Annotated in this window: 14 protein-coding genes; 5 read left to right on the top strand and 9 right to left on the bottom strand. The window is 47.1% G+C overall.

Annotated elements, in window-relative coordinates:
* Nucleotides 1–53: 53 nt before the first annotated feature.
* From NSQ38_RS11040 to NSQ38_RS11030, 3 genes are all read left to right on the top strand, one after another.
* On the top strand, nt 54–671 hold the full coding sequence (locus tag NSQ38_RS11040; protein ID WP_339789171.1) for a pyridoxamine 5'-phosphate oxidase family protein: 618 nt from the start codon (nt 54–56) through the stop codon (nt 669–671).
* Between the two features lie 178 nt (nt 672–849).
* On the top strand, nt 850–2,148 hold the full coding sequence (locus NSQ38_RS11035) for an aminotransferase class I/II-fold pyridoxal phosphate-dependent enzyme (RefSeq protein WP_339789168.1): 1,299 nt from the start codon (nt 850–852) through the stop codon (nt 2,146–2,148).
* A 217-nt stretch (nt 2,149–2,365) separates the two neighbouring features.
* Nucleotides 2,366–2,491, top strand: a complete 126-nt coding sequence (locus NSQ38_RS11030) for a YjcZ family sporulation protein (protein WP_206759599.1) — start codon at nt 2,366–2,368, stop codon at nt 2,489–2,491.
* 179 nt (nt 2,492–2,670) lie between these two features.
* On the opposite strand, the gene NSQ38_RS11025 is transcribed toward NSQ38_RS11030, so the two are convergent.
* The 5 genes from NSQ38_RS11025 to NSQ38_RS11005 all read right to left on the bottom strand — a co-directional run bounded on the left by NSQ38_RS11025 (nt 2,671) and on the right by NSQ38_RS11005 (nt 7,767).
* Nucleotides 2,671–3,888, bottom strand: a complete 1,218-nt coding sequence (locus NSQ38_RS11025; protein ID WP_339789165.1) for an ABC transporter permease — start codon at nt 3,886–3,888, stop codon at nt 2,671–2,673.
* A gap of 2 nt (nt 3,889–3,890) precedes the next feature.
* A complete protein-coding gene (locus tag NSQ38_RS11020) occupies nt 3,891–4,643 on the bottom strand; it encodes an ABC transporter ATP-binding protein (RefSeq protein ID WP_036605802.1) in 753 nt (250 codons plus the stop codon).
* Between the two features lie 27 nt (nt 4,644–4,670).
* The gene (locus tag NSQ38_RS11015) at nt 4,671–6,044 is read right to left on the bottom strand and encodes a DEAD/DEAH box helicase (protein WP_047841268.1); all 1,374 of its coding nucleotides are present in this window, start codon (nt 6,042–6,044) and stop codon (nt 4,671–4,673) included.
* 434 nt (nt 6,045–6,478) lie between these two features.
* Nucleotides 6,479–7,252 (bottom strand): SDR family oxidoreductase, encoded by a 774-nt coding sequence (locus NSQ38_RS11010; RefSeq protein WP_339789163.1) that lies wholly within the window; start codon nt 7,250–7,252, stop codon nt 6,479–6,481.
* Between the two features lie 56 nt (nt 7,253–7,308).
* The gene (locus NSQ38_RS11005; protein WP_036605799.1) at nt 7,309–7,767 is read right to left on the bottom strand and encodes a chemotaxis protein CheX; all 459 of its coding nucleotides are present in this window, start codon (nt 7,765–7,767) and stop codon (nt 7,309–7,311) included.
* Nucleotides 7,768–8,224: 457 nt separating this feature from the next.
* Between NSQ38_RS11005 and NSQ38_RS11000 the strand changes: the two genes are divergently transcribed.
* Nucleotides 8,225–9,127: a LysR family transcriptional regulator gene (locus NSQ38_RS11000; protein ID WP_036605798.1), complete on the top strand. Its 903-nt coding sequence runs from the start codon at nt 8,225–8,227 to the stop codon at nt 9,125–9,127.
* 30 nt (nt 9,128–9,157) lie between these two features.
* Entirely contained in the window at nt 9,158–9,967 is an 810-nt protein-coding gene (locus tag NSQ38_RS10995; protein ID WP_339789161.1) for a histidinol-phosphatase, read from the top strand.
* Nucleotides 9,968–10,455: 488 nt separating this feature from the next.
* Here the strand turns inward: NSQ38_RS10995 and NSQ38_RS10990 are convergent, their stop codons facing one another.
* The 4 genes from NSQ38_RS10990 to sdhB all read right to left on the bottom strand — a co-directional run bounded on the left by NSQ38_RS10990 (nt 10,456) and on the right by sdhB (nt 14,129).
* The gene (locus NSQ38_RS10990; protein ID WP_339789158.1) at nt 10,456–11,088 is read right to left on the bottom strand and encodes a GNAT family N-acetyltransferase; all 633 of its coding nucleotides are present in this window, start codon (nt 11,086–11,088) and stop codon (nt 10,456–10,458) included.
* Nucleotides 11,089–11,256: 168 nt separating this feature from the next.
* Nucleotides 11,257–11,988 carry a metallophosphoesterase family protein gene (locus tag NSQ38_RS10985; RefSeq protein WP_339789155.1) on the bottom strand — a complete coding sequence of 244 codons (732 nt, stop codon included), beginning with the start codon at nt 11,986–11,988 and terminating at the stop codon, nt 11,257–11,259.
* A 226-nt stretch (nt 11,989–12,214) separates the two neighbouring features.
* Nucleotides 12,215–13,189, bottom strand: a complete 975-nt coding sequence (locus tag NSQ38_RS10980; RefSeq protein WP_339789153.1) for a metallophosphoesterase — start codon at nt 13,187–13,189, stop codon at nt 12,215–12,217.
* A 175-nt stretch (nt 13,190–13,364) separates the two neighbouring features.
* Complete coding sequence (gene sdhB / locus NSQ38_RS10975; protein ID WP_036605794.1) at nt 13,365–14,129, bottom strand: succinate dehydrogenase iron-sulfur subunit; 765 nt, start codon at nt 14,127–14,129, stop codon at nt 13,365–13,367.
* Nucleotides 14,130–14,276 lie beyond the last annotated feature (147 nt).

Genomic DNA, 14,276 nt, shown 5'->3' with positions numbered 1-14,276 from the left:
GTTATTCATAAGATATGGCGTTCTATTATACATTCAATGATGGGGGAATACACATGAGACGGAAAGAATTCACAGTAGATGAAGAACAGGAGATTACCGCATTTCTGGATCAGTGCTCCTTCGGGTTTCTGGGAACGGTCAGCCCGGACGGACAACCACGGGTTACACCACTGAATTTCGTATATATGGACGGTTGCTTTTATTTTCATGGCAGTCTGGCTGGCGAGAAGATGAAACAGATCAAACAGGATTCGTCGGTCAGTTTCACGGTAGCTGAAGAGTTCTCCCTGATTCCATCTTATTTCAGTGATCCTGAGCTTGCTTGTCCGGCGACTTCTTTCTTCAAAAGTGTCATGGCCTTCGGTGAGGCTGAACCGGTTAAAGATCTGGACATCAAAGGTAAGGTACTGCAACGATTCATGGAGAAACTCCAGCCGCAAGGCGGATATGTACCCATTGACGCTACTGACTCGCGTTACACAGGCAACCTCAAAGCTGTAGCCGTAGTCCGAATTAATCCAGAACGGATCAGTGCCAAGTTTAAATTTGGACAAAACCTCTCGAGTGAACGATTCGATCATATTAGTGGTCAGTTGGAACAGCGCAATGAGGGCCGCGATGCCGAAACTGCTGAAATGATGCGGAAATACTGTCCATTTCATCAGCAATAAGTTTCATTTCTTGAGGATTACTTCAAGGTTGATTTCAACGATAACCCACCTGAAAACCCTCTGCAACAACGCGGTAAAGTGATATAACTGTCATATTGCGTAATTTCCGTGACGGGGGCATGTCAAGGTGATATAATGTTAGGCAGTTGAATCACAAAGACTTGGAAGGATGAAAAGAATGAATCCACTGGCTGAACAGTTGAACGAAAGTATTCAGACAGGCAGCAGTCACGTCTACTCCATGCTGTCACAGCTTGGCAAAGAAATTTATTTTCCTAAAGAGGGGATTTTGAGTCAATCTGCTGAAGCAGCAAGCTTGGCCAAGACCCATAATGCCACGATTGGTATCGCCCTGGAGGGTGGTGTGCCGATGCATCTTCAGGTTATTCAGGAGAAGCTGTCTGCATTCCAGCCAAAGGATCTGTATCCTTACGCTCCACCTGCAGGCAAACCTGAATTGCGGACCGTCTGGAGAGACAAGATGCTGAAGGAAACGCCTTCCCTGGAAGGCAAAACGTTTGGCAATCCAATTGTAACCAATGCATTAACCCATGGACTAAGTATCGTAGCCGACCTGTTCGCCGATGAAGGGGACGCTGTCATATATCCGGATAAAAACTGGGAAAATTACGAGCTGACCTTCGGAATTCGTCGTCATGGCCAGTTGGTTCATTATCCCCTGTTCGATGATCAGTTGAACTTCAACAGTGAGGGTCTGCTTCAGGCTTTGCTTGATCAAAAGGACAAAGGTAAAGCGATCGTTCTGCTCAACTTCCCGAATAACCCAACAGGTTATACGCCTGGAGCGGAAGAAGCAGATGCAATTGTGAACACGATTCTTAAGGCAGCTGAAGCCGGCGTTAACGTGGTTGCTGTAACAGATGATGCTTACTTCGGACTGTTCTTCGAAGATTCCATTCATGAATCCCTGTTTGGCAAACTTGCCAACATTCATCCACGTGTGTTGACTGTAAAAGTGGATGGTGCAACCAAGGAGGAGTTCGTATGGGGCTTCCGCGTTGGATTCATTACGTATGCCCATGAAGATGCAGCCGTTCTGCATGCATTGGAACAAAAAACACTCGGTATTATCCGGGCAACGATCTCCAGTGGCCCGCATCCTTCCCAGACTTTTGTACTGGATGCGCTCAAAGCACCGGAGTTTGAAGCACAGAAACAGGAGAAGTTCGATATTATGAAAGGCCGCGCCAATAAGGTAAAAGCCATTCTCGATAGCGGCAAGTATGGAGATGCATGGGACTATTATCCGTTCAACTCCGGTTACTTCATGTGCCTGAAGCTGAAAGAAGTTGGCGCTGAAGAACTTCGAAGCCATTTGCTGCACAAATATGGTGTGGGTACAATCGCGCTGGGTGAATCGGATCTTCGAATCGCCTTCTCCTGTATTGAAGAATCCGGGTTGGAAGATCTGTATGAAACCATTTATCGTGGAGTTCAGGATCTGCGGACGACTTAGTTAACACAGACCTGAACCCTGAATGATATAAGAACCCTTTGTATAACGGCGACGCTTCATGTCTCTGGATATACGAAGGGTTCTTTTGTGTTTTATCAGCCCAAAAGCGTCAATTTCTGGCTTTACCGGGCATCGGCCCAATCAGCCTACCCCCAAGGCACATAATATACGATGTACGCAAGGGCGTGCCAAACAACCACTTGAAAGGGGAATGACCATGTCTGGAGTTGAAGATACAAGAGGCGGTTATGGATGCGGCGGTTACGGAGGATTTACTAACACAGGTGCCATTCTCGTTCTGTTCATCTTGCTCGTGATTATCACTAAATCGTTCCTCTGTTAGTACCAATACACACTTGCGCGAGAACCCAGTGATCTGATTGCATGATTCCATTACAGCACAAAGAAGGGTATACCGGGATACAGCCCGGAATACCCTTCTTTGTTAATTTAAGTAGAAGTCACCCTCCACCTCGACCCACCATCTTGGCTGGCGAGAGGTACGAAGGTACGGTCTCTTGTTTACTCGTCTTCTTCTTCCTTCAACCACTTGTTGCCTTGCGAACGTCGCATGATCACAATCACCAGTATACCCAAAATAAGTGCTACTCCGGTGACAGTCAGTCCATTTGCTCCGGCAACCAGCATAGGCAACCACATGAGTAACGCAGCCAGTGCGTGTAGATGGAATATGAATCCCAACACCTGAGAACGACGACTCTCACCCGAAATTGGATAGATCATAATCCAAAACGATTCACTATGACTGCGACGCAGCGCACCAAGCTGTACACCTGCAAGCAACAGGAAGAACAAATACACACCGACACCAAAGTAGCTGCCTGCTGTCCACCAGGATAGTAACATGCCCAGTACAATTAGGCGTAACACGATTGAGAACACTTCGGTTCGAATAAACGTTTTGGTTATCAAGTAACGGTAAGCTTTCCCCGCGTTCCAGGGAAGAGCGTTCCCCAATTTGCTAAGCCAGCGACGCGAACTTACTTTCTGTCCGGATGAAGGTACATCCACAAACCAGCCAAGCGTCCGCATAACCCGTCCAGCCTGACCCTGCTCCACCTGAATCAGTCTTTCCCACGCTACCCGATGTTTCACTGGTATACGCAAGGCGACGATGTAGACAACAGCCAGCAACAACAGGAACCATACGCTCCGCTGCGGTGGTTGCCATAACCAGGCGCCAACCGCCAGCACTGCCAGAGCCCATCGCAAGAGGCGATATCCTCTTGCTGCCCCAACCTGAACCATTCTTAGCTCTTGCCATGCTCCATAACTGGACAACCCTTTCCACAGCAACAGGAATACGATGAACCAGCCAAATGGCCGTGCATCCAGATCTGCTCTAACATAGAGAGGCCACAATGTAACAAACACAAGTAACAGGCCCAGACTTTTATAGATAATGCCCCGGGCAAAGCTGTTCTTCAAATATTCCTGCATCCGGTATTCCTGTGGTCGCAGGAACACGATATCTGCCGGAAGCAGATATGTACGATAACTGCTAAACAGCACCAGTGGCGCCAACAGTACCAATGCAATCCAGCGAATGGGCAATTCTGCGGGAATGTTCTGAACAAACGATGTATACCAGGCGGAGAACGCAATGACGAGAAATAAAAAGACCATAGCTACACCGCTCTGGATTACATAACCCAGATAAGGAAGAATTCCGTTCCAGAATCCTGTGCGTCTTTGCTTCCATAGCAGCTTGAGATCCATGCTCAATCCCTGCCTTGTACGAGGGAATAGAACATGTGCTCCAGCGTGGCATCCGATTCCCCGAATTGGGAGCGCAGTTCATTCAGCGTCCCTTGAGCAATAACCTGCCCACGGTGCAGAACGATAAAACGGTCACAGTAATTTTCAATCGTGGACAGAATGTGTGAACTGAGCAGAATGGATGATCCCGAAGCTTTCATCTCAAGCATAAAATCAAGCAAGGAGCGAATACCCAGCGGGTCCAGCCCCAGGAAAGGCTCATCAATGATGTACAGTGGTGGTCCGGCCACAAAAGCACACATGATCATGACCTTTTGCCGCATCCCCTTGGACAGGTGAGTCGACAGACTTGTACTTTTTTCATTCATACGGAACAGTTCCAGCAGTTTCTCCGTACGTTGTTTGAAATCAGCCTCCGACACATTGTACGCTCTTGCCGTAAACTCCAGATGCTCCATCACCGTCATCTCATCATACAGTTCGGGTGATTCCGGTACAAATGCCATGGCCGATTGGTAGATCTGCGCATCCTCGTCCCGCTTCTTGCCCATCACTCGCACTTCGCCCTGTTGAGGTGTCATCAAGCCGAGGATATGTTTCATGGTTGTACTTTTGCCAGCACCGTTTAAGCCGATTAGTCCGACCATCTCTCCACGTCCAACTTCCAGATCAATGCCGTGAAGGACTGGCCTTTTGGCACTATAACCTCCGCTTAACCCGCTGATTTGCAGAACAGGTGATTGAACGTTTTCCATCTATCCCTGCACCCCTTTCGTCAGATTCTATTCTTCGGAGCGTGGCGTTTTGTCTTTACTCCACTTGGGTGCTCCTTTGTTTTTACGATCCTGGTCGCGCTCCGTACGGCCTGTATTCCCCGTTGGTTTGCTACCTGCTGGACGCGAATTGGAGATTGTAGCTCTGGTTCCCCCATTACGATTGCCCTGACCTGGTTTGCGATCTCTGGATTGCCCTGGTTTTCTGGAGAACGAATGTCCCTCAGGCCGCGTGTCCGGACGCGGATCAGCCTCCAGTACTTTACCGCCAAAGAGTACACGTTCTGAAAGTTCGATTCCGAGTTCGCGTGCGAATTTACGCATAATAAAGATCTGTGTTTCATCCACAATGGACAAAACGATACCCGAACGTCCCATCCGGCCTGTACGACCTGCACGGTGAACATAGTGCTCCGAGTCAAAGGCAGGGTCATAGTTAATGACCATGGGCAAGCCTTCGATATCCAGTCCTCTGGCAGCGACTTCGCTGGCAATCAGCAACTGAAGTTTGCCATTACGGAAGGCAGACAATACGTTACTGCGGGTCACTTTGTCAGCATCCCCATACAGCGCAGCAGCAGACAAGCCCAGATGATTCATTTTTGCTTCAACTTCACCAATATCTTCGGTTGCATTCACAAATACGATTGCCCGATCCGGATTGTACTGTCTAACCAGACGACGCAGCATGTCGATTTTGTTCCGGTTTTCTTCTACAAAATAATAATGCTCCAGGCCCGCAGCCGTAGCTCGATCCGGTTCAATTCCGATCTGAACAGGCTCTTTCATCTCACGCTTTGCGAGTCCAGCCGTATGCTCATCAATAGTTGCTGACAGGAAGATCAGCTGACGGTCCCGCAATGCGCTCTTAAGTACAAAGTTCACGTCACTTACGCCGCCAAGTTGGAACACCTGGTCCGCTTCATCGATAACAATCGTAGAGACGTTGTGCATTTTTAGTTTTTTGAGTGTGATCAATTCCTTCAGTCGTCCCGGTGTACCCACAACCAATTGGGGATGCTCACGCAGCTTCTCGATCTGACGTTTAGCCGCAGCGCCACCAATTAGACCCAATACGCCGATCTTACGTTCTTCCGCATAACGCTGCGCTTCACGTACAATTTGCATCGCCAGCTCTTGTGTAGGTGCAATAATAAGTTTCTGCGTACCTTTGATATCCATTTTGATGGATTGTAACAGTGGCAGCAGATATGCCAGCGTTTTTCCTGTTCCCGTCTGGGATTTGGATACGACATCTCGGCCTTCCAAAATAACCGGGATCGTCTGAGCCTGTACAGGTGAAGGTTCGTTAATGCCATGTTTCGCCAAAACGGCCTCCAGATCCTGTTCCACGCCAATTGAAGCAAATGTTTGATTCGTCATGTATGTCCATCCTTTTAATTTTATTCATTTTGATGTTATATAAGTTCAACTAATGATTATTTACACTGACACTTCGAGGACAGAACAACCTTCCGATCACTGTTATCCCCAGATTTTTTTGATCGAATTTTTCAAAAGGAAAAATCCGGGGATAAACGCGAAGCATATGCTTCCGATGCAGCTTTCTTTCAGAAAGCTTTTAGCTTCGCTTCTTCAGGTTATTTCTGCCCCCTCCGTTATTGTGTAAAAGTTTAGTTGAACATATAAGTTGCTTGTATAAAACCGAAGCCTGTCATCACATTACCTTTCATTATATGCGAAAAAAGCCCGTGTACCAAATCTTATTCCAGAATTGTATGTATACACGCCAAAAAAAAGAAAAGCCCCTCGGCGGAGCCTTTCTTTCATTCCGTATATGATGCCTCGTATCACATTTACTTCTGATTCATTACACCGTGCGACAATCGATCTGCAAGACGTGGAAATAGCTGGTACAGCCATATGCCAGCAGAAGCAAGTCTTGGCAGATTCACTTCTTCCTTGCGCTTTTTCATCGCCCGAATCATATGACCCGCAACGTTTTCCGGTTTCAACATCATCCAGCGTACATTATTCACATAATTGCCAGAAGGGTCAGCCCGATGGAAAAATGGTGTATCAATCGGACCTGGATTAATCGTTGTCACCATGACGCCAGTCTTCCGAAGCTCTTGACGCAGCGCATTACTAAATCCGAGTACAGCATGTTTCGTAGCAGTATAGGAAGCGGATTTGGCTGTACCGATTTTGCCAGCCATGGAGGCCACGTTCACAATCTGACCTTTGCCACGTTCCAGCATCTGTGGAAGCACTGCTTTGGTACAGCGGACAATGCCCATGTAATTAACGTCCATCATCTCATCGAATTCCTGTACAGACATCTCTGTCATCGCTGCGAATTTCCCGTAACCTGCGTTGTTCAGCAAAATGTCAATTCGTCCGTATTTATGCAATATCACATCCACAGCTGCCTGAACCTGCTCACTATCCGTAACATCAAGCGTGAGTAATTCATGCGGCCCTTTCAGCGAGGCACCAATCTCTTCCAGCTTGTCCCGCGAACGGGCAGCCAGAATTGGGATGGCTCCTTCTTTTATCAGCATCTGCGCACACAGCGCACCGATACCACTCGATGCACCTGTGATAAACACTACCTGATCTTTCAGCATCCGTGATGTCCTCCCGTATTGAACACATATTGCCTTTTGAGGCGTATGGTTCTATTCTACGAGATCATGACCTGAATATCCATCTCACCAATGCCGTCCATCAGCAAAGGAATACTCAGTGCTTTCGTTGCACTAAATGTAGTCAGATGTTCGGACTTCATCACTTGTGGAGGTGTAATATCGACCACAACACCCTGGTTTGACAGGATGGTGCTGGCATTACCACTGATCATATTACCCAGTTCCGAAATCGCACTTTTGCTCATTTCATCCATTTCTGTAATGACAAAACCGCCCATCATCGCAGATACAATTTTCAATGCAACTTGTTCATTGATTCCAAATACAATGTTTCCGCTAAGTTGTCCGGTCATTCCGATCACGATCCAGACATGGTCTGCAATGTACTCTACATTTTTCACGCCAAGACTCCCGGTGGAAGGCGAAACCTGGATGAGCTGTTCGAATACGTTCCGTGCCGATTCCAGGAAAGGATTAATCACTTCCGCTTTCACTGTCTATGTCCCCCTCACACTGGGTTATTGGTCACACACCAAAAGTCCCATATTCATTAAATTTATTATACTTTATCACGTACAAGAATTCATTAAGAATTCGTTAAATCATGTGTACTATAATTTATCGTCATCCGTGGGGCAAATGTTTATAGCTGATTCTAGCGAATAAACAGCGCTTTTCACTTCTTTTGAAGAAAGCTTTTCGTTCATGGTGCGTGGCAAAAGGCATTTAGGACTTTATTACTGCTTTCTCACAACTGTAAAAAAAATCAAATTCTTGTATTCGCGTTTTTTTCACAGTCTCTTGAACTACTTTTGATCCTGATAATTACCTTCATTGCTCTGCTGTCCTGAATCACCTATAATTTAAGATAACGGAACAATAACCAGTTACGGGATTACATCACACCAAACACTACATAATCAAGATACTTTGCCTGCAAGGAGGTCACCTATGAACATAAGCCAACTGGAGACACTAATTACCATTTCCAAAACGATGAGCTTCCGCAAAGCGGGAGAACTTCTGAACCTGACCCAGCCTGCCGTCTCGGCCCAGATCAAAAGTCTTGAGGACGAATTCAGCACCGTTCTTGTGGATCGGAACCAACCTGTTACCCTGACAGATCGTGGACAGGTATTCCTGGAGCACGCTGAACGGATGCTCGACATCGTTGATGAGTTGAAACAAAAATTGTCCGATCTCGATGAAACGCCTCAGGGACGTATCGTGTTAGGCACAACAACTTCCATTGCTATTCAGATCTTGCCAAGGGTGTTATCCTATTTCCAAGATCAATTCCCACTGATCAAAACCAGTATCCAATCCCTTCCATCATCACAGATCTATACCCAGGTCGAAAATGGTCTGGTTGATATTGGTATCGGTTATCTCACGGAGCGTAATCCCAACCTGAATACATCTGTGCTGTACTATGACACATTTGAACTCGTCGTATCTCCTTCCCATCCGCTGGCAAAGAAGAAACATGCTGCAGTGGATGTGCTCCGGAGTACACCATTGATTCTGCTGTCCCCTGATACCGTAGGACGAAGGTTTACGGAAACGATCTTCAAGAAACATAATATTGAACCTAATATTGTAATGGAGTTGTCGAGCAGCGAAGAAGTGAAACGGATGGTCGAGATTGATCTCGGGGCAGCTGTCATCTCCAAACAATCTGTTGCGCATGAGTTGCGTCAAGGTACATTGCGAATGATACCCTTAAGTGAGCTGGAGGTCAGTCACCCTGTTGGTGTTATCTATAAGTCCAGTCGGTACCTTAACTCAGCGATGCAGCAATTCATAAGTGACCTCAAAGGTATGCCGGAAACCCAATTCATCAGTTCAGAATGACAATGAGCCATGAGAAAGGAAGGATTCCATATGAAATTTGATCTTCACACACATCATTTTCGTTGTGGTCACGCAGACGGCAACATCCGCGATTATATAGAGGCAGGTATTAAGGCAGGACTTCAGGCCATTGGTATCTCGGATCATACGCCATACTTTGGCAGTGAGCTTGAGCAGGCATTTCCCCGGATCGCAATGGGTAAGTCGGAATTACAGCATTATGTGGAAGAAGTCCTTGCTCTGAAAGAAGAATACGCTGGTAAAATCGATGTGCTGCTTGGCATTGAATCCGACTACTTCCCTACTCATGCGGAATTGTATCGTACCACGCTAGGACAGTATCCTTTTGACTATATTATTGGTTCAGTTCATCATACCGAGGATGTGAGTATCTTCAACAAAACCCGGTGGAATGGCCTAAGCAATGCTCGCAAAGTTGAAGTGAAAGAGAGCTATTATTCATTAATCCGCGAATCGGCTCGCAGCGGTATGTTCCAGATTCTTGGACACATTGATGCGATGAAAGGAAACTATCCACCTTTCTCCGAAATTATCGCTGATCAGGCCATTGATGAAACGTTGCAGGTTATTGCAGAATCCAACGTAGCGATCGAAATTAACACATCTGGCAAAACCAAACTCAGCGGTGGCTGGTATCCCTCGGATGCCATTCTGGAACGCGCCCATCATTATGGAGTGAAGGTGACATTTGGATCGGACGCTCATAAACCACAGCGGGTGGCAGACGAGCTGGATGACGTTCGTACACGTCTCAAGGAGATCGGATTCACCGACTGGGTATACTTCAAGCAGAAACAGATGCAGGTTGTACCACTGTAAAAAATATAGAACCACATAGAACCCCCCACAGCGCGCTTGTTCACGCTGTGGGGGTTTTGGGTTTAATTCTAAATAAAATAATATTATATAAAGTTAAACTACATATTTACACGATAACGTAGAGGACAGAAATAACTTGAAGAAGCGAAGCGGTCGCCTAAAAGCTTTCTGAAAGAAAGCTGCATCGGAAGAATACGCTATCCCTGGATTTTCCCTTTTCAAAAGGGAATCAAAAAATCTGGGGATAACAGCGATCAGAAGGTTATTCTGTCATCGGAGTGGCCAGTGTAAATACTCCACAGTTAACTTATATGGGCAAAAAAAATGAACCCGCTCGCGCGGGTCCCAACAGCATTATCTATTATCAAAAAGGGGGTCATGAGATAAGTTTACCCCCTGTCTGTTAGAGTTCAATTGCAGCTATATTTCATTTGTGTAACAAATGATTGAAGTTCGATTCATTCACGTTTGACTACTCTTACTCTATGTCATTGCGGCTTGTCAGATACCAGGGTTTGCAGGTTTTTTTCCTGAAGCGGGCGTACGTATTGTTCCCGGTACATGCTGTACACTTTGACATCCATCAGGGATTCTGATGCCTCGTCATCTTCATCATGCAGTCCGAACGAGGGAAGACTCCGCTCATAGGACATCCCTATTTTGCTTAACACCCGTTGTGAAGATACATTGGCCTCATAACAACGTGCTTCCACCCTCCACAAATGAAGATCGTCAAATCCAAACTGCAACAGCCGCTGTACCGCCTCGGTAGCCACCCCCATGCCCCAACAGGACCTGTTAAGGATATAACCAATCTGTGCGGTACCATTCTGATCATTCCAGTGCTGGAATGAGGTGATTCCAATCACCTGTTCCTTACCTCTCCAGCAGATCCCATAATGTAACGAATCCAGCTTGGCGCTGCTGCTCCGTATCTGGTTCAATAACCGTCTCGCCCTGGTTGGCGTGGGCTGGCTTCCCCTATTCACATATCTTATGACTTGAGGATCGGAAAAAAGTTCCGATAATGTGCTGTAATCACTTTGACGTAATGATCGCAGGACAAGACGCTCTGTCCACAAAGCCGGCAGACCTTGAACCAGCATTTTTCGGGTAAGCATGACAATCGCTCCTTTTGCCTAAACGGGCTCTAGTCCGGTAAGACAAGCATGCTCTGATGATGATCCGGCGTAATACCATTTGAACTGATCCACGAACTTTAGTATTCGCATTTTAGTATTAATATATTGCATCATTCAATTCCTCACGCTAAAAGTCCCAGATGCTGACTACTCCTGCAGCCCGCGATAGATACCCGTACGAATCTCACGAATATAGAAATCCAATGCAGGAACATTCGTCGACTGTGCAACCTGTACTTCTCGCTCAATATCATAAGGTACCCGCACAAATTGAACATTGAACGGGGCATTGTTATCGTTGCTGTCTTCACCCTCCAGAATACAGTAAGAAGCCTGGGGAAGATCGAGTGGATTACCAACACTGCCTGCATTAAACAGTAACTTGCCGTTCATATACTGCAAGTATGCGTTATGCACATCCCCATAACCTACAACATCTGCAACACTTTGCTCAGGCTCATCAGCGGGAGGATCAAACATTGCCAACCTCTTTTCTATTGCATCCCACGGCTGTACACGATAGTAGACACTTTGAGGTGAAGCATGGACCAGACGGATGGTGCGACCGCTCAGTTGAAATTGATGACTGAAGGGTAGGCCCGCCAAGTACGCCAATCGTTCTTCACCCAGCCGTTCTGCTTGCCACGTAAAGTTCTCGTTGTCCTGGTTAACCGCAACCAGTTCATCCCAATTGCCACGGATGACAAGTTCGCACGTTGCTCTCACCTGATCCACAACCTGTACCGGTTCTGGTCCCTTGCCCACGAGGTCACCAAGACAAAAGATTCGCTCTACGCCACGACTTCGGATATCTTTTAACACTGCTTCCCAGGCAGTCATGTTGCCATGAATGTCGGATACAATCGCAATTCGTTCCATCTGGATAACCTCCATTCATGTTGAATCGTTCACTGTTGTACGTTTACACTTGCCACTCCGATGACAGAATAACCTTCCGATCGCTGTTATCCCCAGATTTTTTGATTCCCTTCTTCAAAGGGAAAATCCGGAGATAAAGGCGAACGCTTCGCTTCTTCACGTTATTTCTGTCCTCTCCGTTCTCGTGTAAAAAGTTTAGTTGAACTAATATGATCTCATATTCCTTTTATGTGGTTAATCCTTTAAGCTCAAACACCGTTAATTCTGGTCTGCACAGAAAACGAATGGGCAGTTGAGTCATGCCAAAACCACGATTCACATACACAGGCATTTGTGTCTGGGTGGTGTAATATACCCCCTGGACATCCGTGTAATACAATCCTTGAACATACTTGTGTGAACCTCGCGGAGTTGTCAGTGCCCCGATCCAGGGAAAACGTACCTGTCCGCCATGGCTATGACCGGAAAGTTGTAATCCGAAACCATAGGGAGTGGCAATATCGGCATAATCCGGTTCATGCATAAGTAACAACTTCCACACATCATGATCCAATCCCTTGATGGCTTGGGCAGGATCAGGCCTGCCTGTAAGTGCGTCATCCAGACCAGCTATGGCCAGACGTTCGCCCCCTTGTTCAATCACCACATGTTCGTTCCGTAACAAAGTGAATCCGGCTTCACGGAACATGGTTGTCACTTGATTCTGCTGTCCGCCCCGATAATCATGATTCCCCAAAACAGCAAACTTGCCATACTTCGCTTGCATGGAGGCGAGTACCGGAATACATTCACGCATCGGCTCTGCTTCCCTCTCGACGATGTCTCCGGTAAAACAAATCAAGTCCGGTTGCTGCTCCTCAATCGTTGCTGCCAACTTCTTCAGCTCTTTCACCCCGGTATGAAAACCAAGATGGGCATCGCTGAACTGAACTACACGCAAACCGTCAAATGCCTTTGGAAACTTCGGAAGTTTCAACTCCACTTGCTTGATCTCCAGACGACGCGGTTCCCATAACCAGGCATAACCTCCTGTAAGCAAACTGGCACCCGCCGTCATCAAAACCATGCGCAATAAGAAACTTCGGCGAGAGGGATCATGATCCTTTTCTTCCCCAGGAAACACAGACTCTTCTGCACCTGGTGATTTGTGCGAGCGCTGGGACGGCGAGTTGTTGCTACCCTGACGCGGTGTCTCTGCCATATCTCCCCCTCCTTCTACGCTCTTAATCCATCCCCTTAGTATATCATATTCTGCATGGGTAGCCCGGTTCCTCTGCTTCATTACAAAAAGAAGCCGGGATCTCCGGCATATTGCTGCACGGGATCACGACTTCTTCTAAGTTGCAGATTACACTTCTGCACATGTTATGACGAGATTATACACCCAACCAGCGTTTGAACATATGCTTGGTCGTTTGTTTGTTCATTTCAGCAATGGAGGTTGTCAGTGGAATGCCTTTTGGACAGGATTGCACGCAGTTCTGTGAGTTACCACAGCCCTCAATGCCTCCGTCTTCCATCAACGCTTCCAGACGATCGTCAGCGTTCATCTCACCTGTTGGGTGAGCGTTGAACAGGCGCACTTGGGACAGTGCTGCTGGACCGATAAAGTCTGTTTTCTCATTGACGTTCGGACATGCTTCCAGACATACACCACATGTCATGCATTTGGACAGCTCATATGCCCACTGACGCTTCTTCTCAGGCATCCGTGGACCTGGACCGAGGTCATAGGTACCATCGATCGGAATCCATGCTTTTACGCGTTTCAGGGCGCTAAACATCCGGCTACGGTCGATGACAAGGTCACGAACCACCGGGAATGTCTTCATCGGTTCGATACGAACAGGCTGTTCCAGCTTGTCGATCAGGGCTGCACACGCTTGACGAGGCTTGCCGTTGATAACCATGGAGCAGGCACCGCAGACTTCTTCGAGACAGTTGGAATCCCAGCACACGGGAGCAATGGATTTGCCATCTGTATTAACCGGGTTACGCTGAATCTCCATCAGGGCGCTGATCACGTTCATGTTGGGACGGTACGGAAGCTCAAATTCTTCGTTGTACGAAGATGACTCCGGGCTATCCTGACGGGTGATGATAAACTTGACGGTTTTGTTGGCTGTAGCTTGTTCCGCCATATCGTTGTCCCCTCCTTTGAGTGACGATGATTGGTGTTGCTGATGCGCAAAATGGTTTGGTGCACGGGAGACGCTTCGTCAGCGGAATGCCCCTCTGATCGCTGTTATCCCCGGATTTTTTGATCAACCCTTTCCAGGGTTAAAATC

Origin of the sequence: Paenibacillus sp. FSL R7-0313, from assembly GCF_037969885.1 — a bacterium.
Lineage (GTDB): Bacteria > Bacillota > Bacilli > Paenibacillales > Paenibacillaceae > Paenibacillus.
This window is presented reverse-complemented; position numbering and strand designations above follow the sequence as displayed.